The organism is Pseudomonas sp. Tn43, assembly GCF_014192635.1.
In the GTDB taxonomy this organism is placed as follows: domain Bacteria; phylum Pseudomonadota; class Gammaproteobacteria; order Pseudomonadales; family Pseudomonadaceae; genus Aquipseudomonas.
On the sequence record NZ_JACHYG010000006.1, the window covers coordinates 276,927 to 298,978 of the forward strand.

Annotated in this window: 20 protein-coding genes; 7 read left to right on the forward strand and 13 right to left on the reverse strand. The window is 58.2% G+C overall.

Translation table 11 applies throughout. From position 1 onward, the window contains the following. Positions 1-17: 17 nt before the first annotated feature. The 7 genes from FHW68_RS17790 to FHW68_RS17820 form a co-directional block, all read right to left on the reverse strand. Positions 18-287 carry a DUF5676 family membrane protein gene (locus FHW68_RS17790; RefSeq protein ID WP_095631034.1) on the reverse strand — a complete coding sequence of 90 codons (270 nt, stop codon included), beginning with the start codon at positions 285-287 and terminating at the stop codon, positions 18-20. After that, entirely contained in the window at positions 284-970 is a 687-nt protein-coding gene (locus FHW68_RS17795) for an isoprenylcysteine carboxylmethyltransferase family protein (protein WP_183681866.1), read from the reverse strand. Before FHW68_RS17795 ends, FHW68_RS17790 begins: the two co-directional genes overlap by 4 nt. Before the next feature lie 134 nt (positions 971-1,104). Continuing rightward, entirely contained in the window at positions 1,105-1,500 is a 396-nt protein-coding gene (locus tag FHW68_RS17800) for a hypothetical protein (RefSeq protein ID WP_095631036.1), read from the reverse strand. Positions 1,501-1,806: 306 nt separating this feature from the next. Next, complete coding sequence (locus FHW68_RS17805) at positions 1,807-2,994, reverse strand: pyridoxal phosphate-dependent aminotransferase (protein WP_183681869.1); 1,188 nt, start codon at positions 2,992-2,994, stop codon at positions 1,807-1,809. 40 nt (positions 2,995-3,034) lie between these two features. Continuing rightward, on the reverse strand, positions 3,035-4,660 hold the full coding sequence (locus FHW68_RS17810; RefSeq protein ID WP_095631039.1) for a methyl-accepting chemotaxis protein: 1,626 nt from the start codon (positions 4,658-4,660) through the stop codon (positions 3,035-3,037). Between the two features lie 339 nt (positions 4,661-4,999). Next, positions 5,000-6,142, reverse strand: coding sequence for a glycerate kinase (locus FHW68_RS17815; protein ID WP_183681872.1), 1,143 nt, complete (start codon positions 6,140-6,142; stop codon positions 5,000-5,002). A 257-nt stretch (positions 6,143-6,399) separates the two neighbouring features. Then, positions 6,400-7,521 (reverse strand): sugar diacid recognition domain-containing protein, encoded by a 1,122-nt coding sequence (locus FHW68_RS17820; protein ID WP_183681875.1) that lies wholly within the window; start codon positions 7,519-7,521, stop codon positions 6,400-6,402. 169 nt (positions 7,522-7,690) lie between these two features. Between FHW68_RS17820 and FHW68_RS17825 the strand changes: the two genes are divergently transcribed. The 3 genes from FHW68_RS17825 to rarD all read left to right on the forward strand — a co-directional run bounded on the left by FHW68_RS17825 (position 7,691) and on the right by rarD (position 11,441). After that, entirely contained in the window at positions 7,691-9,001 is a 1,311-nt protein-coding gene (locus tag FHW68_RS17825; protein ID WP_183681878.1) for an MFS transporter, read from the forward strand. 236 nt (positions 9,002-9,237) lie between these two features. After that, positions 9,238-10,251, forward strand: a complete 1,014-nt coding sequence (locus tag FHW68_RS17830; protein WP_095631043.1) for an aldo/keto reductase — start codon at positions 9,238-9,240, stop codon at positions 10,249-10,251. 302 nt (positions 10,252-10,553) lie between these two features. After that, positions 10,554-11,441: an EamA family transporter RarD gene (rarD, locus tag FHW68_RS17835; RefSeq protein WP_095631044.1), complete on the forward strand. Its 888-nt coding sequence runs from the start codon at positions 10,554-10,556 to the stop codon at positions 11,439-11,441. Between the two features lie 170 nt (positions 11,442-11,611). Here rarD and hppD read toward each other — a convergent pair whose 3' ends face one another. After that, positions 11,612-12,688 carry a 4-hydroxyphenylpyruvate dioxygenase gene (hppD, locus tag FHW68_RS17840; RefSeq protein ID WP_095631045.1) on the reverse strand — a complete coding sequence of 359 codons (1,077 nt, stop codon included), beginning with the start codon at positions 12,686-12,688 and terminating at the stop codon, positions 11,612-11,614. Positions 12,689-12,934: 246 nt separating this feature from the next. Continuing rightward, the gene (locus tag FHW68_RS17845; protein ID WP_183681881.1) at positions 12,935-13,882 is read right to left on the reverse strand and encodes a DMT family transporter; all 948 of its coding nucleotides are present in this window, start codon (positions 13,880-13,882) and stop codon (positions 12,935-12,937) included. Between the two features lie 215 nt (positions 13,883-14,097). Between FHW68_RS17845 and FHW68_RS17850 the strand changes: the two genes are divergently transcribed. The 3 genes from FHW68_RS17850 (at position 14,098) to FHW68_RS17860 (ending at position 17,177) form a co-directional block, all read left to right on the forward strand. After that, positions 14,098-14,949 carry a LysR family transcriptional regulator gene (locus FHW68_RS17850; RefSeq protein ID WP_183682110.1) on the forward strand — a complete coding sequence of 284 codons (852 nt, stop codon included), beginning with the start codon at positions 14,098-14,100 and terminating at the stop codon, positions 14,947-14,949. A 103-nt stretch (positions 14,950-15,052) separates the two neighbouring features. Continuing rightward, on the forward strand, positions 15,053-16,588 hold the full coding sequence (locus FHW68_RS17855) for an EAL domain-containing protein (RefSeq protein WP_183681884.1): 1,536 nt from the start codon (positions 15,053-15,055) through the stop codon (positions 16,586-16,588). 223 nt (positions 16,589-16,811) lie between these two features. Then, a complete protein-coding gene (locus FHW68_RS17860; RefSeq protein ID WP_008075430.1) occupies positions 16,812-17,177 on the forward strand; it encodes a histone-like nucleoid-structuring protein, MvaT/MvaU family in 366 nt (121 codons plus the stop codon). Positions 17,178-17,349: 172 nt separating this feature from the next. On the opposite strand, the gene FHW68_RS17865 is transcribed toward FHW68_RS17860, so the two are convergent. Further along, complete coding sequence (locus FHW68_RS17865) at positions 17,350-17,853, reverse strand: DUF4946 domain-containing protein (protein WP_371916199.1); 504 nt, start codon at positions 17,851-17,853, stop codon at positions 17,350-17,352. 156 nt (positions 17,854-18,009) lie between these two features. On the opposite strand from FHW68_RS17865, the gene gloA reads away from it, so the two are divergent. Beyond that, a complete protein-coding gene (gloA, locus tag FHW68_RS17870; protein WP_095631050.1) occupies positions 18,010-18,531 on the forward strand; it encodes a lactoylglutathione lyase in 522 nt (173 codons plus the stop codon). 110 nt (positions 18,532-18,641) lie between these two features. On the opposite strand, the gene ahpF is transcribed toward gloA, so the two are convergent. The 3 genes from ahpF to FHW68_RS17885 form a co-directional block, all read right to left on the reverse strand. After that, complete coding sequence (gene ahpF, locus FHW68_RS17875; protein ID WP_183681887.1) at positions 18,642-20,204, reverse strand: alkyl hydroperoxide reductase subunit F; 1,563 nt, start codon at positions 20,202-20,204, stop codon at positions 18,642-18,644. A 124-nt stretch (positions 20,205-20,328) separates the two neighbouring features. Next, the gene (ahpC, locus tag FHW68_RS17880; RefSeq protein WP_095631052.1) at positions 20,329-20,892 is read right to left on the reverse strand and encodes an alkyl hydroperoxide reductase subunit C; all 564 of its coding nucleotides are present in this window, start codon (positions 20,890-20,892) and stop codon (positions 20,329-20,331) included. A gap of 138 nt (positions 20,893-21,030) precedes the next feature. Further along, positions 21,031-21,969, reverse strand: a complete 939-nt coding sequence (locus FHW68_RS17885; protein ID WP_183681891.1) for a site-specific integrase — start codon at positions 21,967-21,969, stop codon at positions 21,031-21,033. Positions 21,970-22,052 lie beyond the last annotated feature (83 nt).

Genomic DNA, 22,052 nt, shown 5'->3' on the forward strand with positions numbered 1-22,052 from the left:
CCCGCCTGATGCGGCTATCAAGACTTGCCGTGGAGCTTGCCGGACAGCCAGGCAAACAAGGTGCCGACTATCGCGCCCCATACGGTCAAGACCAGCAGTGGCCCGACGAAAGCCGTCAACCCGTAGTCTTGCGGAGCTTGAAGACGACCAAAGTCGAGTCCATGGAACAAGGCGTTGAGAAAAGCGATACCTTGCGCCGGCCAAAGCGCATAGAGCAGCGCACAGACCGTGTAGGAAATGGCCATGGTCAGGGCCAGAGCAATGCCGGTTTTCCAGGGAGCGTTCATGATTGTTTTCCTGAACTGGGAGGCGCGTCAGTAGGGATGTCGGGACTGCGGGGGGTTGACCAGGGCAGGAACGCCGGCGTCTGTTCACAGTAAGTGCGGTAGGCGTTGCCGAAGTGCGCAAACATCTCCCGTTCTTCCCGCTTCGCCAGCTTGGTGTAGACGAACAGGAGGATTGGAAACATCACCAGAGTGATCAATGTCGGCCACTGCAATAGAAAGCCGAACATGATCAGCACGAAGGCAACGTACTGCGGGTGACGGATCCGTGCATAGGGCCCCTCGAGCGCGAGTTGCCCACTACCTTGGGCCTTGTAGAGCACGCGCCACGCGGCCGCCAATAACCAGAAGCCGCCAGCGACCAGCAAGTTACTGATAATGTGAAATGGCCCCCAGTGCGGGTTGACCTTCCAGCCCAGAACTGTTTCGAGCAAATGCCCTGCATCGTGCGAGAGGAAGTCGATGCCGGGGAAGTTGCGAGTGAGCCAGGGCATCAACAGGTAGATCGTCAGCGGGAAACCGTACATTTCGGTAAACAGAGCCACCAGGAACGCCGAGAACATACCGAAGGAGCGCCAATCGCGACTCGTCTTAGGCCGGACGAAGCTGAAGGCGAACAAGATAAACACCAATGAGTTGATGATGACCAGCGACCAGAGACCGTAGGCCGATTCGGTAGGGTTCATGGTGGATACTCCTCTTTGTCCGGTGTGTTTGCTGTTCGCCTTTTTGTGAAGAGGTGAGCAGGAATAACCGAGTCGCGAAAAAACGACGCAGCAGGACAGAGCAACTCGTGCTCTGCCACTCTGAAATAGGGGAGTTAATCGTTGAAACGGACGAAAGTCAGGCGGACTGGGACTTCCGGCGGTGCGGGGCGCTTGAGTACAAGCGCGGCGAAGGAGAATTTTTTCTCGGGCTCAAGCACCCTTATTACTGCTGCAGTTAACAGCAAAAGGACGGCCCAGTGGACAGGATCCAATGCAGGAATCTGCGCAGCAGGTTTTATCGCGGTGGCAGTGTCCTCACAGTTTTGCAGGCAACCGCTGGCGTGGAGGGCATGGCCATCCACCCCATACAGCTCGGCATTGTGTGGCACGGTTATATTGTGATTCGTTTGTACCAGGCAACCCTGGATTGCCATCACGCTCACAGCTGACATCCACACCAAAAGGATAAGGTGCAACAGGCGTCGGCGGTGACGGCGGAACCAGTACATGGAGTACAACCTCGACTGACACGTCGTAGTGATATTCAGTCTAGCCAGCAAAGCAATGGAGAGGTTGATCAAAATCAAACTAATGGATGACTCAATCGAGATCGGCCTCGATATGCATGGCAAGACGCTGGGCATGTATGGCAGGCATCTGTTGGATACCAGGGCATGGAAGGCTCAAGACATTCGGCGTATGAGAGTCAGTCTTCGCGGGCAAGCCTCGCTCCTACAGGGTTTCGTGAACGCCAAAAATCCCCTGTAGGAGCGAGGCTTGCCCGCGAAGAGGCCATCAAATTCAACACAAATCGATCAGGCCCGCCGCACCTGCAGCAACTGCGCCGCACACGACGCAATCCGCTGGCACGCATCTGCCAGCCTCGCCTGATCCACCACCAGGCCAATGCGAATATGCCCCGCCGCGCTTGGCCCGAAGGCTTCGCCGGCCAGCACCGACACCCCGTACCCTTCCAGCAAACGCTCGGCAAAATCCTGCGCACCGAGCCCGGTCTGGCGCACATCGACCATCACGAACATCCCGCCATCCGGTTTGATCGGCCGGATACCCGGGCAACCGCTTAGCCTGGCGCACACCAGATCGCGACGCTGGCGATATTCCTCGCGCATCAGGGCCACTTCCGGCAAGTCTTTATCGAGCGCTACTTGTGCGGCGTTCTGGACGAAATCCGGAAGGCCGAACAGCATGCACAGCGACAGATGCATCAAATGTTCAGCCAACGGTTTGGGGCCGATCATCCAGCCCACCCGCCAACCGGTCATGGCATGGGATTTGGACAGACTGTTGATCGTCGCGGTGCGCTCGGCCATGCCCGGCAGACTGGCCGGGCTGATGTGCTCGCCCTCGAACAACAGGTCGCTGTAGACCTCGTCGCTGATCAGCCAAAGGTCATGCCGCACACACAATGCTGCCAACGCCTGCCAGCTCTTCAACGACAGACTGGCACCGGAGGGATTATTCGGGCTGTTGAGCAAAATGACGCGGGTCTTTGCGGTGATCAGCGCCGCGACATCCGCCGGTTCAACCCGAAAGCCATTTTCCGGATGCACCGCCACCGGCACCACGCTGGCTCCGCAGGCGCCGAACACGCCTTCATAGGTCACGTACATCGGTTCGGCGACGATCACTTCATCACCGGGGTCGAGCAGGCATTGGGCAACCGAATACACCGCGCACTGCGCGCCGGGCAGTACGATCACATTTTCGGCATCCACCAACTGGCCGCTGCGCCGCTGATGACGGCTGGCGATGCTGCTGCGCAGTGTGCGGGTGCCGCGTACATCCGAGTAATGGGTGTCACCCGCCAACAGGCTATCGATGGCCGCATGAATGATCGGCAACGGCGTATCAAAATCCGGGTCGCCGATAGAAAGCAGCAGCACATCGACGCCCTGCTCACGCAGCTCCAGCGCTCGATCATGAATCTTCCAGGCTGCCGCTCCGTCACCATCGATTCGTTGGGTCAAGGCTGAGTAGCGCATGTACTTCTCCTAACGCGCGAGTTCCAGTTTCAACCCTATCTCAAATCACGAAACGCGCCACCATCGCGTTCAAATCAACTGCTAATCGTGACAGCTCGTGGGTGGCGGCGCTGGTCTGGTTGGCACCGGCGGCAGACTGGGTAGCCAGGTCGCGAATGTTCACCAGATTGCGGTCGACTTCACGGGACACCTGAGCCTGTTGTTCCGAGGCGCTGGCGATCACCAGGTTGCGTTCGTTGATCAGTTGAATCGATTGGGTGATCTGCTCCAGGGCGATTCCCGCAGCACGAGCCATTTCCAGCGTGCTTTGGGTGCGCTGATTGCTTTGCTGCATCGATGAGACCGCTTCGCCGGTGCCGTTCTGGATACCGGCGACCATTTTCTCGATTTCCTGGGTCGACTGCGCGGTGCGATGGGCCAACGCCCGGACCTCGTCCGCCACCACCGCAAAGCCACGCCCTGCTTCCCCGGCACGGGCCGCTTCGATCGCGGCGTTGAGGGCCAGCAGGTTGGTTTGTTCGGCAATGGCACGAATCACATCCAGCACTTTGCCGATGTCGCGGCCCTGAGTCGCCAGCCCTTCGATCATCAACGCGGTATTTTGCACGTCGTGGGTCATGGTCTGGATCGCGTCAACGGTTTCCACCACCCGGTCACGACCTTCACGGGCCGCCTGGGTCGACTGGTTCGAGGCTTCGGAAGTCGACACCGCGTTGCGCGCCACTTCTTCCACGGCGGCCGTCATTTCGTTGACAGCGGTGGCGGCTTGTTCGATTTCGTTGTTTTGCTGCTGCAGGCCACGGGATGCTTCTTGCGTCACGGTGCTGAGTTCTTCTGCGGCGGCGCCCAGTTGCGTCGCGGAGCCGGCAATCTGTTCGATGGTTTTGCGCAGGTTGCTCTGCATGGCGGACAAGGCGCCGAGCAAACGCGCCGGTTCGTCATTGCCGTCGACTTCGATGACCTTGCTCAGGTTGCCGCCAGCAATGGTTTCGGCCGCGAGCACCGCACGGTTCAGCGGCGTGAGGATGCTGCGGGTCAACAGCCAGGCCAGCAGCACGGTCAGCAACGAAGCCATCACCGCCACGGTCACGATGCCGATAAAGGCTTCGCTGTAATGCTCGCCCGCCTTGGCTGACGCGGCTTTGGCATCGGCGGCGTTGAGCGCCACCAGTTTGTTCAATTGCTCGCCCATTTGATCGGTGCCTTCCTTGATCCGGGTATTGATCAGGGCGCGCATCTCCTCCAGTTTGTTCTGCCGCGACAGCTCCAGCATCTGGCTCTGGGCCTGCATGTAGTTATCGAGGGTTGTCGCGAAAGTTTTGTACAGTGCAGCTTCTTCGGGGCTGGCCGGCAAGGCGGCATAGCTTGTTTGGGAAGTGCGCACTTTGTCGACGAGCACGCCGATGCGGGTCTGGGCTTCCTGCAACGCCGCCGGATCTCGGTTGACCAGCACGCGGAACGAGAGAATCCGCAGCCGCAGGACGTTTTCCGTCACGTTGCCCAGAAACCCGATGCTGGGTAACTGTGTCGTTTCCATATCGACAGAGGCTTGGCGAATGATCGACATACGGTTCACGGCAAACACACCCAGCACAATCACCAGCAAGGCAATGAAGGCGAAACCCAGGAAAGCTCGAGGCGCGATTTTCAGATTACGCAGTGACATAGGATGATCTCGGTAATTGAGGCGGCGAGCATCCTTGCGGTAATCACTGTCGGGCGCGCGGGCGATAGCGCGCACCTTTCAGTTGGGCGCGACTGTTGTAATAGGTTTGTGCGCGCCTGTTAGCTGTATCGGCCGGGCTTGAGGTTTTTTGCAGGGGGTGGAGAAATATTTTTCAGGTGTAGCAGCTGCCGAGCCCGCGAGGCTGCGTTCGGCGGCGAAGCCGTCGTGAATCAAGCGGCGCGGTGTGTCAGGGAAACCTTGCTTGCAGGACCTACGACGGCTTCGCCGCCGAACGCAGCCTCGCTGGCTCGGCAGCTGCTACGGGGATTTTTGTCAGTCCTAGATTTTGCCGGCCGCCACCCGCCACACCCGCGCAATATCACGGGTGCGCTCGCGCAACAAACGCGGTGCGTCAGCGCAGGCCTGCTGCAATGTCATCGGTCCGCTGGCCAAGGCAAAAGCCGCATCGATGCCATGTTCATACAACGCCTGATACCCCTCGCCCAAGGTCCCGGCGATGACGATGACTGGCACGCCGTGCTGTCGTGCGAGGCGCGCCACGCCAAACGGGGTTTTGCCGCGCAACGTCTGGGCATCGAAACGACCTTCGCCCGTGATCACCAGATCGGCGCCTTTGACCGCCTCGGCCAGACCCACCAGCTCAGCGACCACTTCCACTCCGGCCTGAAACTGCGCACCGAGAAACGCCTTGGCGGCAAACCCCAGGCCACCCGCCGCGCCACTGCCAGGTTCGTCGCGCACGTCTTTATCCAGGGCTTGCGCGCAGCGTTCGGCAAAATGCCCAAGGGCCTGGTCCAGTTGCTCGACTTGCTCAGGCGATGCCCCTTTCTGCGGGCCGAAAATCGCTGAAGCACCGTGAGGGCCGCACAGCGGGTTATTGACGTCGGCGGCGATGTCGAAGCGCACCTTTGCCAGACGCGGATCTAGCTCACTCAGATCGAGGCGGGCCAGTTGCGCCAGGGCCAGGCCACCCGGCACCAGGGTTTGGCCTTGAGCGTCCAGCAGTTTCACACCCAAGGCCTGCATCGCCCCGGCGCCGCCGTCATTGGTGGCGCTGCCGCCAATCGCCAGGATCACCCGTTGCGCGCCGGCATCCAGCGCGGCGCGGATCAATTCACCGGTGCCATAGGTGCTGCTGGTGCAAGCATCGCGCAGGTTCGGCGCAACCAGCTGCAAGCCACTGGCCTCGGCCATTTCGATGATCGCGGTGTGGCTCTGTGGCAACCAGCCCCATGCGGCCTCGACCATGGCCCCCAGCGGCCCGCGAACAGGGGTACGGCGCAGTTCGCCGTCGCAGGCGGCCAGAATCGATTCGACTGTGCCTTCTCCACCATCAGCCATCGGGCACTTGAGCAATTGTGCATCCGGCCAGACGTCCGCCAAACCCTGCGCAATGGCCTCGGCCACCCCTTGGGCACTCAGGCTGTCCTTGAACGAATCGGGGGCAATGACGATTTTCATGTGAATTCTCCAGTTCCAATGCGTCCATGCTGCCAGCCGCCATGAACAATAACGCCGGTCCGTTGCACAAGCGGGCATGAGGATTATTGTTCATTTTCACAAAACCCGGCGTGAGCAGCGTCGTTCACAAATTTGTACACCACCACAAATCACTGTGGGAGCAGGCTTGCCCGCGATGGCGGTGTGTCAATCACCATGCATGTTGAATGTGATGGCCTCTTCGCGGGCAAGCCCGCTCCCACAGGCAATTGTGAGATTCATGGGTTGGCGTCTGCCTGGGGGAGCAGCTGGACGCCAAGGTAAAGCGCGAGCATGCCGTCCAGTTTCAGCGGATCGACACCGCTGAGTTCGGCAATTCTTTCCATGCGGTAACGCAGACTGTTGCGATGAATGCCCAACGCCTCGGCACAGGCCTGACTCTGACCGTCGTGCTCGCACCAACTGCGCAAGGTCGCCAGCAGTTGGCCGTTGCCATCCTTGGCGATGACTTTGCGCAGCGGCCGCAGCAGCTCATCCAGCGCATCGTCGTTGCGGTGTCGCCAGAGCATCACCGGCAGCCGATAACGATTCAGTGTCAACAAGCGTGAATGCGGCAACACATCACGACCATAGGCCAACAGGTCACCGACCCGACGATAGCAACGGCGCAATCCCGACAAGCCATCGGCCTGCCCGCCCACGGCAATGCGCAAAATATTCCAGCCGAGGCCATCGAGCTTCTCCAGCAGCCGCTCGTTCTCGATCGCTGGCGTTGCCGGTCGGCACCACAGCAAAGAAGACTTGGCCGAGGTCACGCACCAACTGTCCGGATAACGCGACATCAACCAGGCGCTGAGCGCTTCGACGGTCTGGCCCGGGCCGTGTTCCATGCCCAACTCGAACAGGTACGGCACCCGCGTCAACTGCGGCTTGAGCCCTAGCTGTTGCGCTTCGTCCAGCAAACGCGGCGAATCCCCCGCCTCGCTGAGCAGCAGCGCCAACAAATCATCACAACGCTGGCGTCGCCATTGCTGCTCGGCCTGCTGATTGCGCTGACCCACCAGCATCTCGGCGGTCATGCGCACCAGCTCGGCATAGGTGCGCAGTTGTTCGGGTTCGCCGGTGATGCCCAGCACACCGATCAAACGCTGATCGAGCAACAGCGGCAGGTTGATGCCGGGCTGCACGCCTTTGAGGTGAATCGCGGTGTGCGCGTCGATCTCGACCACGCGCCCGTTGGCCAACACCAGTTGCGCGCCTTCGTGGCGGGTGTTGATGCGCTCGGGTTCGCCGCTGCCCAGAATCAGCCCCTGGCTGTCCATGACATTGACGTTGTACGGCAGGATGGCCATCGCCCGGTCGACGATGTCCTGAGCCAGGTCGTGATCGAGTTCGAACATAGCGCGGTTCCTTGAAAACGTGATGGAACGGGTTGTTCACCCGCACAGGCCTTGGTCATAAACCCTGTGCTCAGGCACAAAGACAATCACCCAAGGGGTGGCCGAGACTCACTGGGCGATCAACGTTACCCTTGCGTCGCAAAAAATCATAATAAAGAGAGAGCCCGCCATGTCACAGAGCGCCACAGCTACCTTGGCCAACGCTGACGACAAAAATGCCGTCTACAAACGCATTACCCTGCGTTTGATCCCCTTCATTTTCATCTGCTACCTGTTCAACTACCTTGATCGGGTGAACGTCGGGTTTGCCAAACTGCAGATGCTCGACGCACTGAAATTCAGCGAAACCGTGTACGGCCTCGGCGCCGGGATCTTCTTTATCGGCTACGTACTCTGTGGCGTACCAAGCAACCTGGCCCTGACCAGATTCGGCCCGCGACGCTGGATCGCGCTGATGATGATCACTTGGGGAACCCTGTCGACCTGCCTGCTGTTCGTCACCACACCGACCGAGTTCTACACCCTGCGCCTGTTTACCGGTGCGGCCGAAGCCGGGTTCTTCCCGGGTGTGGTGCTTTATCTCTCGCAGTGGTTCCCGACGTTCCGTCGTGGCCGCATCATGGCGCTGTTCATGTCGGCGATCCCGGTGTCCGGCCTGCTCGGCAGCCCGTTTTCCGGCTGGATTCTCAACCATTTTGGCGCGGGACAAGGCGGTTTGGCCGGTTGGCAGTGGATGTTCCTGCTGCAAGGCATTCCGACCGTTATTCTCGGCGCCCTCGCCTACTTCCTGCTCAGCGACAGTTACGCCAACGCCAAGTGGCTGACCCCTTACGAGCGTTCGGTGCTTGAGGCCGATCACGCGCAAGACCTGGCCAGCAAACCGAAAACCGCTACCGATTCCCTGCTGGCGGTGTTCAAGAACCCGGCGATCTGGGCTTTCGGCCTGATTTATTTCTGCATTCAGAGCGGTGTCTACGCGATCAACTTCTGGCTGCCGTCGATCATCAAGAACCTGGGTTTCAGCGATAACCTGGTGATTGGTTGGCTTAGTGCGATTCCATATCTGCTGGCGGCGGTGTTCATGTTGATGGTCGGTCGTTCGGCGGACTTGCGCAAAGAACGCCGCTGGCACTTGGTGGTGCCGATGCTGATGGGTGCGGTGGGTCTGTTGATTGCGGTGAACTTCGCTGCCAACCCCGCCATTGCCATTCTCGGGCTGACCCTCGCCACCATGGGCGCCCTCACTGGCCTGCCGATGTTCTGGCCCGTGCCGACCGCCATGCTCAGCGCAGGTGCGGCAGCCGGTGGATTGGCGTTGATCAACTCCATGGGGCAGATGGCGGGTTTTCTCAGCCCGTACCTGGTGGGTTGGGTCAAGGACAGCACCGGGTCGACTGATGCGGCGCTTTATCTGCTGGCGGGCGTGATTGTTTGTGGGAGTTTGCTGGCGTTGCGCATGACGCGCACGTTGCGGGTTTAAAAGGCAAGATCAAAAGATGCTTTTGTGGCGAGGGGGCTTGCCCCCGTTGGGTCGCGAAGCGGCCCCGGCATTTCAAAGTTAAACCGCATGTAATGGGTTTACGACTGCTTCGCAGCCGAACGGGGGCAAGCCCCCTCGCCACAGGGTGCCCACGAGACTGCGCAATAATTCCGATTGCTCCCGGTCCCGGTTCTGGTATTTGATTAGGGCTTTCTGACCGGTAAAAGGATTTCGTCATGAGCTATCGCACGCTGGGTCATTCGGGTTTACAGGTGTCGACCCTTACATTGGGCACCATGATGTTCGGCGAACAGACCAGCACCGAAGATTCCCTGCGAATCATCGACAAGGCCTGGGACCAGGGCATCAACTTCATCGACACCGCGGACGTGTACACCAACGGCCGCTCCGAAGAGATCGTCGGCGAAGCGATCGCCAGTCGGCGGCAGGAATGGGTACTGGCCACCAAGGTCGGCTTCGGACCGGTGGACGGAATGCCGAACCGCAGCGGCCTGAGCCGCAAGCATCTGTTCAATGGCATCGATGCCAGCCTGACGCGGTTGGGCACCGATTACCTGGACATCTATTACCTGCACCGCGAAGACCACAACACGCCGCTGGAGGTCACGGTGTCCGCCATTGGCGATTTGATCCGCCAGGGCAAGATCCGCTACTGGGGCCTGTCGAACTACCGTGGCTGGCGTATTGCCGAGGTGATTCGTGTGGCCGACAAACTCGGTGTCGACAGGCCGGTCATCAGCCAGCCGCTGTACAACATCGTCAATCGTCAGGCGGAAACCGAGCAGATCACTGCTGCGCAAAATTATGGCCTCGGTGTGGTGCCCTATAGTCCGCTCGCACGCGGCGTGCTCAGCGGCAAATACGCGCCCGACGTGACTCCGGACGCCAACAGCCGCGCGGGCCGTCAGGACAAACGCATCCTGGAAACAGAATGGCGGGTGGAGTCATTACGCATTGCCCAACAGATCCAGGAATACACCCAGGATCGTGGCGTGGGCATCGTCGAATTTGCGATTGCCTGGGTACTGAACAATGGCGCTGTGACTTCGGCCATCGTCGGGCCTCGTACTGAGGAGCAGTGGGATGCGTACACCAAGGCGCAGGCAGTGAAAATCACTGCGCAGGACGAAGCGTTTATTGATTCGCTGGTGACACCGGGGCACGCCTCGACGCCGGGATTCAATGACGTGAGCCATTTTGTGCCTGGGCGTAAACCGCGTACGGCTTGAGATTAATCGCGAGCAGGGCTCGCTCCCACAGGGTTTTGTGTCGATCACAAGATCTGTTGGCGGTCACCGTCACTGTGGGAGCGGGCTCGCCCGCGATAGCGGTGGGTCAGTCATCAGCGCTTTTGGATGTACCGGCCTCTTCGCAGGCAAGCCAGCTCCCACAGGTTGAGGATTGGTCTGCTGACTATGCTTTGGCTGAGGATCAGGCAGGATGTTGTAAATATTGATCACTCGGCCAATATTCAACACAAAAACCACGTATCCTGCGCGCCCCGTCTGACCTTCAACCTCGCGAGGACAGTTTGTCTAAAGGTATTGCTCTATCGGTTACAGCCTCGATGCTGTTCGCCGTCATGTATTACTACACATCGCTGCTCTCCCCCTTGAGCGGCGTAGAAATCTTCGGTTGGCGGATGCTGCTGACTGCGCCGTGCATGACCGTGTTCATGGTGGTGGCCGGCGAATGGGAGCGCGTGGTCGAGATTGTTCGACGGCTGGCCGGCAAGCCGCAGCTGATTGTCGGGCTGATTGGCTCTGCGGTGCTGTTGGGCCTGCAACTCTGGTTGTTCATGTGGGCACCGCTCAACGGTTATAGCCTCGACGTGTCGCTGGGGTATTTCCTGTTGCCCCTGTCCATGGTCCTGACCGGGCGAATCGTCTATGGCGAGCGCCTTTCCTATCTGCAGAAAATAGCCGTGTTCTTCGCCATCCTCGGCGTGCTCAACGAGGTGTATCAGGTGGGGGGTTTTTCCTGGGCGACCTTGCTGGTGGTGGTCGGCTATCCGATCTATTTCATCCTGCGTAAACGCCTGGCCACGGACAACCTTGGCGGGCTCTGGCTGGACATGGCCTTGATGCTGCCGGTGGCGTTCTGGTTCGTGCTGGGCGGTGAACAAGGGTTCGGCGTGTTTGATCAACATCCATGGCTGTCGCTGCTGATTCCGCTGCTCGGCGTGATCAGTGCTTCGGCGCTGGTGGTCTATATCATTGCCAGTCGACTGCTGCCGTTCAGCCTGTTCGGGTTGTTGAGTTACGTCGAACCGGTGCTGTTGCTTGGCGTTGCATTATTGTTGGGCGAAAGCATCAAGGCTGGCGAATGGCTGACCTACATTCCGATCTGGTTGGCGGTGGTGGTGTTGGTGTTTGAAGGGTTCAAGCATTTGGTCCGGCAACGACGCCGGCCAATGTAATTGTAGGAGCGAGGCTTGCCCGCGAAGCTTTTAGCGTCTTCAAGGTCCCCTTCGCGGGCAAGCCTCGCTCCTACAGTGGTTTTTGCATGATCCAAAAATGGTTTTGCATGATCCAAAAAAAAGCCCGGCCAGCATTGCTGCTGACCGGGCTTTTTCACGCCTGAGCCGGGTTAATCGGTAGAGAGCACACCCCGACGAACCTGGTCACGCTCGATGGATTCGAACAGTGCCTTGAAGTTGCCTTCGCCGAAACCATCGTCGCCTTTACGCTGGATGAATTCAAAGAACACCGGCCCCATCAGGGTTTCCGAGAAAATCTGCAACAGCAGACGTTTGTCCCCCGGTTCGGACGAACCGTCCAGCAGAATGCCCCGCGCTTGCAATTCGTTGACCGGTTCGCCGTGGTTCGGCAAACGGCCTTCGAGCATTTCGTAATAAGTGTCTGGCGGTGGCGTCATGAAACGCATGCCGATGCTTTTCAAGTGATCCCAGGTCTTGATCAGGTCATCGCTGAGGAAGGCCACGTGCTGGATGCCTTCACCGTTGAACTGCATCAGGAACTCTTCGATCTGCCCCGCGCCCTTGGACGACTCTTCGTTCAGCGGGATACGGATCATGCCGTCCGGCGCGGTCATGGCCTTGGAGGTCAGGCCGGTGTATTCGCCTTTGATGTCGAAATAGCGAATTTCACGGAAGTTGAACAGCTTCTCGTAGAAGTTGGCCCAGTACGCCATGCGACCGCGATACACGTTGTGGGTCAGGTGATCGATGATTTTCAGGCCGGCCCCGACCGGATTGCGGTCCACGCCTTCGATGAACACGAAGTCGATGTCATAGATCGAGCTGCCTTCACCGAAACGGTCGATCAGGTACAGCGGCGCGCCGCCAATGCCTTTGATCGCCGGCAGATGCAGTTCCATCGGGCCGGTTTCGATGTGGATCGGCTGGGCGCCGAGTTCCAGGGCACGCTTGTAGGCCTTTTGCGAATCCTTGACGCGGAACGCCATGCCGCACACCGACGGGCCATGCTCAGCCGCGAAATACGACGCCACGCTGTTGGGTTCGTTGTTGAGGATCAGGTTGATCTGGCCCTGGCGATACAGGTGCACGTCTTTGGAACGGTGGGTCGCGACCTTGGTGAAGCCCATGATCTGGAAGATCGGCTCCAGAGTATTAGGGGTTGGCGATGCGAATTCGATGAACTCAAAGCCCATCAGGCCCATTGGGTTTTCGTATAAATCTGCCATTTTGGCGCCTCATCATTTCTTATCAATTAACCGATCGTTAGTTGCTAGCAATGCTGAGACTGGCGGGTGGCGCGCAGGAGATGCCCCGCACACTGCGGGCGAGGAAGTCACCGTAGATCAATTGAAACCCAAAACTCTTCATTGTCGACCCAAGGCTATTACGGGCGAGGCTTCTGCTGCCAGAAGACGATTATTCTTATATGCGTAAACCGATTCTACACAGCGTAAATCAATTTGTCCGCCTTCTTATAAAATCCCCCTTTTTGCGGCTTGCGCAAGCGGTTTGTTGCACAGAAAAACCCCCGCCAGAATCAGTCCACCGCCCAGACACATCACCGGGGTCAATTGCTCGCCCAGCAACAATGCGCCAAACAGAACGGCGGTCAGCGGGTTCAAGGCAATGAACACACCCGAACGCGTCGCACCGATTTTGCGGATGCCGTCGTAATAGCCAATATAGGCCAATGCCGAACCCAGTACGCCCAGGTACAACAGGCTCAACCATTGTTGCGTGCCGAGTTCAGCCAACGCCGCGACATTCAGCTCACCCCGCACGGCGCTGGTCACCCACAGCATCAGCGTGCCCAGCAAAATCGAGTACGTCACTGTCTGCACCGGCCCCAACGTTTGATTCAGGCCTTTGGAGAACAAGGAATAAATGCCCCAGCCGAGCACGCAGCCGAAAATCAGCAGATCGCCGATCCAGGCATCCGTACCACCGGCCAGCAATTGCGGATTACGGCTGACGATCACCAGGCTGGCGCCGGCAATGCAGATCGCAATACCGGCCACTTTTGCCCCGCTCAGTCGTTCCTTGAACAACAGCCACGACGCCAAGCCAATCACAGCCGGATTCAACGCCACGATCAACGACGCCCGTGATGCATTGATGTAGTGCAGCCCGTAAAAGAAGCACAGGTTGTAGAAGAAGATGCCGAAAAAACCCAGCAGCATCAGTTGTAGCCATTGCCCAGGATTGGGTCGCACCAAAGGCACCCGCGCCAGCAGCAAAAACAGCAGCAACGCCACGCTCGCCAGCAAGAACCGCAGGCTCGCGGCCAATAACGGGCTAAGGCTGTCGGCCAGAAATCGCCCGGCGACGAACGTCCCGCCCCAGATCATGGTGACCGCAGCCAGTTTCAAATAAACCGGTACATCAGAAGTTTTCGCAAGTGTCTGTTCGTACGTAGTCATTAAGTCTCCCCATCAGAAATCGGGTACATGGCATAACCAGTCAGTAAGCCATAACGCACCCGTAGCAGCTGCCGAGCCCGCGAGGCTGCGTTCGGCTGCGCAGCAGTCGCAAGATCAGGGATCTGCGAGACCGCCCTCGGCACATGGCGTATCATTCGACTAATGCCAGATCATCGTAAAATGAGTAAACACTCAAGACTCTTACGCAACTCGAGATTTTTTCGCTGGTCGCCGAACTGCGCGGCTTCACGGCGGCGGCCCATCGCTTGGAGATTTCCCAATCCGCGGTATCCCACGCACTCAAGTCGCTGGAACAGGAGTTGGGCGTTGAACTGCTGCGCCGGCATCAGTCTCAGGTAGAGCTGAGTGACATCGGCCAGCAGCTGTTATTGCGCGCTCGGGCGATGCTCGGGTTGGCCAACACGTTGCGCCAGGAAGCGGCGGATGCCAGAGGAATGAAACGCGGCACCCTGCGCATCGGCTCGTTTGGCCCCACTTCATCGATCAAACTGCTGCCGAAAATCCTTCAGCGTTACCGCGCCGCACACCCGGGCATCGAGGTACATATCGATGAGGGGCCGGATCGCCAGGTGATCCAGTGGCTGGAAGAACGGCGTATCGATATCGGCTTCGTGGTGTTGCCCCAGGAACGTTTCGACACGTTCAGACTGATCGAGGACCAAATGGTCGCGCTGTTGCCAGCCGACCATGCGCTGGCCGGTCATGACAGCTTGAGCTTGAGCGATTTGTGCCACGACCCTTTTGTGCTGACCGAAGCCGGCTCTTCGGAACTGGTGTCGCGTTTATTCAATGCCGCGCGGTTGACGCCGAATATTCGGTATCGCTGCTCGCAGTTGCTCAGCACGCTGGACACCGTAGCCCGAGGCGATGCCCTGACCGTTGTTGTCGAAGGCTCTTTGCCTGATCACAACGACAACCGCTACGTGAGAAAACCGCTGTCGCCACCGGTCAGCCGCTTGGTCGGGCTGGCGGTGCTCGATCAGCGCCAGTCATCACCTGCGACGCTGGCCTTTATCAAACTGGCTTCGAGCCTGAATGAACATTGAACGGCATAAGTGCTGTCGGCCAACTATCATGGCTGAACGCTTCTGGAAGGGGTGTCGCCCTGCCAGCCTTTGAAAGCCTTCTTTTGTCGCGATGGATTTGCGAATGCCACTGAGCGTCAAAAGCCGCCGCAAACGCGGTACCCGGATCGTCGTGACTATTCTGAGCGCACTGCTCCCGATGGTGTTGGGGGGCGCCATTCTCTATCTGCAGGCTGAACGTACGCTCAAGCAAAGTACTGAACTGACGGGCGAAGAAGCCGTTCGCCAATTCGAGCTGATGCTCGACAACACCGCACAGGCGGCGCAAGAGCTACTGCCGCTGGCCGGCCAGAATTGCGACGACGTCAAACTGGCCCTGCGTGAACAAGTCACCCGCCGACCCTTCGTGCGCTCGACCAATCTTGTATGGAACACCAACCTCTATTGCAGTTCGTTGTTCGGTGGGTACCAGGAAAAGATCAATCCCGGCGATTACTCCCAAGGCAAGCTATGGCTCATGAACGGCAACCCTGTCACGCCCCATACCGCGTTGCTGGTGTATCGGCTGAGCGAAGGAGACCAGGGCGCATTGACCACGCTGGACGGTTATCACCTCAGTAACGTGCTGCGCCTGATCGGTCGCAAGACATTATTGTTGTTGCAAGTCGGCCCTTACTGGTTGTCGGCCGACGGCAAGGTCCACGATGACGCCCTGCCCACCTTGCCGGTGGCGCAGAACATACTGGCATCCTCGCGCTATCCCTTTACCGTCGCCGCAGGTTTTCCCGAAGGAGAAACCTGGCGTTACATGCGCAGTGAGTACCCGCCGCTGTTCAGTCTATTGATGTTTTTTGGTGTGGTGTCCGGCTCGATCGGACATGTGCTGCAGAAACGCTCGATGTCGCCGAGCCGTGAAATGCAGCGGGCGCTGGAGGCAGCAGAGTTCATTCCTTATTTTCAACCTGTGGTGCATGGCGCCAACAAGCAGTGGTCCGGCGCCGAAGTATTGATGCGTTGGCAACATCCCAAAGAAGGCCTTGTGCGCCCTGATCTGTTCATCCCGTTTGCCGAACATTCCGGGCTGATCGTGCCGATGACTCGCTCCCTGATGAGACAGACCGCCGTATTGCTGGCACCCTTGTCGGCATCGTTCGAGGAGCCATTTCACATTGGCATCAACATCACCGCCAGTCACTGCCGGGATCTGGAACTGGTCGAAGACTGCCGTGAATTCCTCAGCGCTTTCGCCCCGGGCAGCATCAACCTGGTGCTGGAGCTGACTGAGCGCCAACTTATCGAGCCGACAGCCATCACTGTGCAATTGTTCGAACAGCTTCGCGGGATGGGCGTGATGGTCGCGATCGATGACTTCGGAACGGGCCACTCAAGCCTGGGTTATTTGCGTCAATTCAATGTGGACTTTCTGAAAATCGACCAGAGTTTTGTCGCCATGATTGGGGTCGACGCCCTGTCCCGGCACATTCTGGACAGCATCATCGAACTGTCGGCCAAACTCGATCTGGGTATTGTTGCCGAAGGCGTGGAAACCGTAGAACAGAGTGATTATCTGACGGCCCACGGCGTGGACTTCCTGCAAGGTTATCTGTTTGCTCGACCGATGCCCGGCGCAGACTTCATTAGCGCATTAAGTGATCGTTAACTAACCGCTCTAAGGGTCAACGTCATGAAGATGCGCACCAATAGACTACTCTTGTTACATGAAGAAAAAGTCAGGATTTACTCTTGGCCGATTAACTACTACAATTTTTCATGCCTGTGCTGAATTGGCAGGTGCGCCATTATCACCGAGTCGCTTCAAGGCTCTTGGCTTATAGCTTTGTTTGCGGTTGGTATCAGCCAAACACACTATTGGAGTAAAGATATTGTCCAGACTCGCTGAATTCCGTGCAGCTGAAAAGGCCCTTCAAGAACAGCTCAAGCAGTTGGAGTCGCTGAAAAACGATGCCGGGCTCAAGAAAGAAATCGAATTCGAAGAAAAGCTCCAGGGGCTGATGAAAACCTACGGCAAGAGCTTGCGCGACATCATCGCCATCCTCGATCCGAACCCGGCAAAATCCGGCCTGCAGCAGGCAGCAGCGCCTAAAACCCGCCGCGCTCGCGTGGTCAAGGTCTATCAGAACCCGCACACCGGTGAACTGATTGAAACCAAAGGCGGCAATCATCGCGGCCTGAAAGCCTGGAAGGAACAATACGGTGCTGCCACCGTTGATTCCTGGCTGCGAGGCTAAGCACTCGCGCTCATAAAAAAGCCCTGCAATGCAGGGCTTTTTCATGGTCCGCGTCTAAATGCAACGAAAGTCGCCGATCAACTCGTTACATATCGCCCAACTTTTTGCTAATCCCTTTGGTTATCTAAAAAATTCCGCACACGCTGAAATTTACTGATACGCAAACCTTAAACTAAAGTATCAAGCTGTTTCGAGCAGCCGCTATGTCGTCCTGACTTGCCTTATAAGCCTCTGCCTGCCCCGCGTAGGAAAGAACATAGGCCTTATCGGCGTCTACCGCGGCGACCAATGTTTGAGACAACACATGTCGACCGTTCTGCGTAATCGTGCAGGTAGTTTCCAGTGCCGATAGCCGGCTCAAGGTAGTCTGGTGAATTTTAGTGCAAACGCTCTGATACCCACTCTGAAAAAAGTCCTTTTGTACCGACTTGCGCATTTCCAGCAGCACGCCTTCCAAATTCACCTGGTGACCGGTTTCCACTTGCGTCATGGTCAACTCCATCACCATCACCGGCGTGCCGTCCTGATCATGTTTTACTGCACGTTGCCGGGATACCTGTGGCTTGGCCTCATCTTGCGCAATAGCCTCGACGGCCCACCCGCTTGGCCAGGTCACGACTGGAGCCTCTGCATAAGCAGGAGTAACAGCTGAAAGCAGACACATCAGGACGAACATCGTTTGACAGAATCGGGTCATTGCAATGGACACTCACGAATTGAGCCGTAAAGTCTGAGCCTCACCTGGCCGCCAGGCAAGCCTGCGGTTTTGGTTTGGCGATGCCGCAGCCCTTGCGTATCATTGTGACCATTCTTGGATTTTCCGGAGGGCCCCATGAGCCTGCACGAACTCAATACATTCCCCGGTGTGACCGCCCAACCCGACACCGCCACCCAGAAGTTCGTCTTCAACCACACCATGCTGCGGGTCAAGGACATTACTCAATCGCTGGATTTCTACACCCGCGTTCTGGGTTTTTCGCTGGTGGAGAAACGCGATTTCCCGGAAGCCGAGTTCAGCCTGTATTTCCTGGCGCTGGTCGATAAAAACCAGATCCCGACCGATGCCGCGGCGCGCACCGAATGGATGAAGTCAATTCCCGGCATTCTCGAGCTGACTCACAACCACGGCACCGAGAACGACGCGGATTTCGCCTATCACAATGGCAACACCGACCCACGAGGCTTCGGCCATATCTGCATTTCGGTGCCGGACATTCGCGCCGCGTGCGAGCGCTTTGAAGCGCTGGGCTGCGATTTCCAGAAGCGCCTGAACGACGGTCGCATGAAGAGCCTGGCCTTCATCAAGGACCCGGACGGTTACTGGGTCGAAATCATTCAGCCTGCACCGCTGTAAGCCCCACGCACAGAAATGATCGTTCCCACGCTCTGTGTGGTAACGATCAGAGCAAGACACAAAAAAACCCCATGATCATTCATGGGGTTTTGTGTTTTCGGCGTCGGCGTTTATGCCGGCGCCGAGGTGCGGATCAAGTGATCGAATGCACTCAGGGAAGCCTTGGCGCCCTCGCCCACTGCAATCACGATCTGCTTGTACGGCACAGTGGTCACGTCACCGGCCGCGAACACGCCAGGCATCGACGTTTCACCGCGGGCATCGACGATGATCTCGCCACGCGGCGACAGCTCGATGGTGCCTTTGAGCCAGTCGGTGTTAGGCAACAGACCGATCTGCACAAAGATCCCTTCCAGCTCGACAGTGCGCAACTCGTCCGACTGACGATCCTTGTAGCGCAAGCCGTTGACCTTTTGGCCATCGCCGGTCACTTCAGTGGTTTGCGCACTGGTGATCACGGTCACATTCGGCAGGCTGTGCAACTTGCGTTGCAGCACGGCATCGGCGCGCAGTTGTACGTCGAACTCCAGCAGGGTCACGTGGGACACGATACCGGCCAGGTCGATGGCCGCTTCAACGCCGGAGTTACCGCCGCCAATCACTGCCACACGCTTGCCTTTGAACAACGGACCGTCACAGTGCGGGCAGTACGCCACGCCCTTGTTGCGGTATTGCTGTTCACCGGGAACATTCATTTCACGCCACCGGGCGCCGGTCGCCAAAATCACGGTCTTGGCTTTCAAAGAAGCGCCGCTGGCGAAATGGATTTCGTGCAGCTCGCCATTCTGGCCTGGCACCAGCTTGTCGGCGCGTTGCAGATTCATGATGTCCACGTCGTACTGCTTGACGTGTTCTTCCAGCGCCACAGCCAGTTTCGGTCCTTCGGTTTCCTGCACCGAGATGAAGTTCTCGATGGCCATGGTGTCGAGCACCTGCCCACCAAAACGTTCCGCCGCCACACCGGTGCGAATGCCTTTACGAGCAGCGTAGATCGCCGCCGAAGCACCGGCCGGGCCACCGCCGACGACCAATACATCAAAGGCTTCCTTGGCGCTGATTTTCTCGGCTTGACGCTCGATGCCACTAGTGTCGATCTTGGCGAGGATCTCTTCCAGGCCCATGCGGCCCTGGCCGAAGTTGACGCCATTCAGGTAAATGCTTGGCACGGCCATGATCTGGCGCTCGTCGACTTCAGCCTGAAACAGCGCGCCGTCGATGGCGACGTGACGGATGTTCGGGTTCAGTACCGCCATCAGGTTCAATGCCTGGACCACGTCCGGGCAGTTCTGGCAGGACAGCGAGAAGTAAGTCTCGAAGTGGAACTCCCCTTTGAGCGAGCGGATCTGTTCGATCACTTCAACGCTGGCCTTCGATGGGTGGCCACCCACTTGCAGCAGGGCCAGCACCAAGGATGTGAATTCGTGGCCCATCGGGATACCGGCGAAACGCAGGCTGATATCGGCTCCCGGGCGGTTGATCGAGAACGATGGTTTGCGTACGTCGTCACCGTTGTCGAGCAACGTAATCTGGGTAGAAAGACTGGCAACGTCTTTGAGTAATGCGAGCATTTCCTGGGATTTCGCACCGTCATCGAGGGAGGCAACGATCTCGATCGGCTGGGTGACCCGTTCCAGGTACGATTTCAACTGGGCTTTAAGATTGGCGTCCAACATACGGGCGATTTCCTTTATTCGTGTCGAAAAAAACGCCCGAGCGAAACTCGCCCGGGCGTTTTTGAGGGCGGTGCAGCTTACTTAGGAGGTGCGGAGTTCCGCCCTGGTGAAGCGCGTCACAGACTTAGATCTTGCCGACCAGGTCCAGGGACGGAGCCAGAGTGGCCTCGCCTTCTTTCCACTTGGCAGGGCAAACCTGGCCTGGGTGAGCAGCAACGTACTGAGCAGCCTTGATTTTGCGCAGCAGCTCGGAAGCATCACGACCTACACCGCCGTCGTTGAGTTCAACGATTTTGATCTGGCCTTCCGGGTTGATCACGAAGGTGCCACGGTCCGCCAGACCAGCTTCTTCGATCAGCACGTCGAAGTTGCGCGAGATAGCGTGAGTTGGGTCGCCGATCATGGTGTACTGGATTTTGCCGATGGCTGGCGAAGTGTTGTGCCAGGCAGCGTGGGCAAAGTGAGTATCGGTGGAAACGCTGTAGATCTCGACGCCCAGTTTCTGGAACTCGGCGTAGTTGTCAGCCAGGTCTTCCAGTTCGGTCGGGCAAACGAAGGTGAAGTCGGCTGGGTAGAAGAACACGACAGACCACTTGCCTTTCAGGTCAGCGTCCGACACTTGTACGAAGTCGCCATTTTTGTAGGCGGTAGCTTTGAACGGTTTAACTTGGCTGTTGATGATAGGCATCGTTGACTCTCCGTCAGGGGTTAAGAAGTTGATGGGGTGAATCCTAACCAGTCGATCGCCGATTGGCTCATTGGCAAACCTGATGTTGCTGATTGGTTTTCGCTATTAGCAGACAGTATTAATAGAAGAAAACGTGATCTACAGCGTCAATGGCTTTTCAGCGATGCGGGTCATCCCGATAAACGGGCTGGATTCAACATAGCGCATGGCGGACTTCATATCCTTCCAGCCCACGTAATTCATCAACGACTTCAAATCCCAACCGTTTTGATGAGCCCAGGTGGCAAACCCACGCCGTAAGGAGTGGCTGGTGTAATGCTCGGACGCAATACCGGCGCGCTCCAGGGCCTGGCGCAACAACGGGATTACGCTGTTGGCATGCAATCCCTCCTCGCTCAAATGGCCCCAGCGGTCAACACCCCGAAATACCGGCCCGCGAACCAGCGCGGCTTCAGTGATCCATTGAATGTAGGCCTGCACCGGACACAAACGCTGCAAGGCTGGCGTCTGGTACGTCTGCCCGAGGTTCTCGCGGTCGCTCTTGCTGCGAGGCAGGTAAAGGGTGATGCCTGAGCCGGCGCTGGCCCGCACATGTTCAATCTGCAGGCGACACAACTCATCGCTACGGAAACCGCGCCAAAAGCCCAGCAAGATCAACGCCGTGTCGCGCCTGGCCCGCAGCAAACCTGGTTGATCGCCTTGTTCCTTGGCGGTTTGGGCTTCCTGCTCCAGCCAGGCCACCACGTGCTCCAGCTGCTGAAGCTGCAATGGCTCGGCCTGTTTCTCCTGCGCCGGGTGCAGGGCGCGAATGCCCTTGAACACCTTGCGCACCACCGGCGCCTTGGTGGGATCGGCAAACCCCTGACTGTTGTGCCACTGGGCCAGCGCGGACAAGCGCAACTTCAAGGTATTGATCGACAAGACGCCTGCGTAGGCCACGAGATAGCGCGCCACGCTGTCACTGGTCGCGGGCAGGAACCCGCCCCAACTGACTTCGAAATGCTCGATGGCCGCGCGATAACTGCGACGGGTGTTGTCGCGGGTGGCGGCTTGCAGGTAGCGATCCAGCTCAGTCATGGGTCCAGCTCTCGAAAACGTACCGTTTTGGCGGATGAAACCCGGATTACAGCGCATCACACGGGGTAATACCAGTATATCCC

What these genes read in the sequence shown, in the direction of transcription:
- FHW68_RS17790 (WP_095631034.1), bottom strand. Translation starts at nt 287, where the DNA reads ATGAACGCTCCCTGGAAAACCGGCATTGCTCTGGCCCTGACCATGGCC.
- FHW68_RS17795 (WP_183681866.1), bottom strand. Translation starts at nt 970, where the DNA reads ATGAACCCTACCGAATCGGCCTACGGTCTCTGGTCGCTGGTCATCATC.
- FHW68_RS17800 (WP_095631036.1), bottom strand. Translation starts at nt 1,500, where the DNA reads ATGTACTGGTTCCGCCGTCACCGCCGACGCCTGTTGCACCTTATCCTT.
- FHW68_RS17805 (WP_183681869.1), bottom strand. Translation starts at nt 2,994, where the DNA reads ATGCGCTACTCAGCCTTGACCCAACGAATCGATGGTGACGGAGCGGCA.
- FHW68_RS17810 (WP_095631039.1), bottom strand. Translation starts at nt 4,660, where the DNA reads ATGTCACTGCGTAATCTGAAAATCGCGCCTCGAGCTTTCCTGGGTTTC.
- FHW68_RS17815 (WP_183681872.1), bottom strand. Translation starts at nt 6,142, where the DNA reads ATGAAAATCGTCATTGCCCCCGATTCGTTCAAGGACAGCCTGAGTGCC.
- FHW68_RS17820 (WP_183681875.1), bottom strand. Translation starts at nt 7,521, where the DNA reads ATGTTCGAACTCGATCACGACCTGGCTCAGGACATCGTCGACCGGGCG.
- FHW68_RS17825 (WP_183681878.1), top strand. Translation starts at nt 7,691, where the DNA reads ATGTCACAGAGCGCCACAGCTACCTTGGCCAACGCTGACGACAAAAAT.
- FHW68_RS17830 (WP_095631043.1), top strand. Translation starts at nt 9,238, where the DNA reads ATGAGCTATCGCACGCTGGGTCATTCGGGTTTACAGGTGTCGACCCTT.
- hppD (WP_095631045.1), bottom strand. Translation starts at nt 12,688, where the DNA reads ATGGCAGATTTATACGAAAACCCAATGGGCCTGATGGGCTTTGAGTTC.
- FHW68_RS17845 (WP_183681881.1), bottom strand. Translation starts at nt 13,882, where the DNA reads ATGACTACGTACGAACAGACACTTGCGAAAACTTCTGATGTACCGGTT.
- FHW68_RS17855 (WP_183681884.1), top strand. Translation starts at nt 15,053, where the DNA reads ATGCCACTGAGCGTCAAAAGCCGCCGCAAACGCGGTACCCGGATCGTC.
- FHW68_RS17865 (WP_371916199.1), bottom strand. Translation starts at nt 17,853, where the DNA reads ATGTTCGTCCTGATGTGTCTGCTTTCAGCTGTTACTCCTGCTTATGCA.
- gloA (WP_095631050.1), top strand. Translation starts at nt 18,010, where the DNA reads ATGAGCCTGCACGAACTCAATACATTCCCCGGTGTGACCGCCCAACCC.
- ahpF (WP_183681887.1), bottom strand. Translation starts at nt 20,204, where the DNA reads ATGTTGGACGCCAATCTTAAAGCCCAGTTGAAATCGTACCTGGAACGG.
- ahpC (WP_095631052.1), bottom strand. Translation starts at nt 20,892, where the DNA reads ATGCCTATCATCAACAGCCAAGTTAAACCGTTCAAAGCTACCGCCTAC.
- FHW68_RS17885 (WP_183681891.1), bottom strand. Translation starts at nt 21,969, where the DNA reads ATGACTGAGCTGGATCGCTACCTGCAAGCCGCCACCCGCGACAACACC.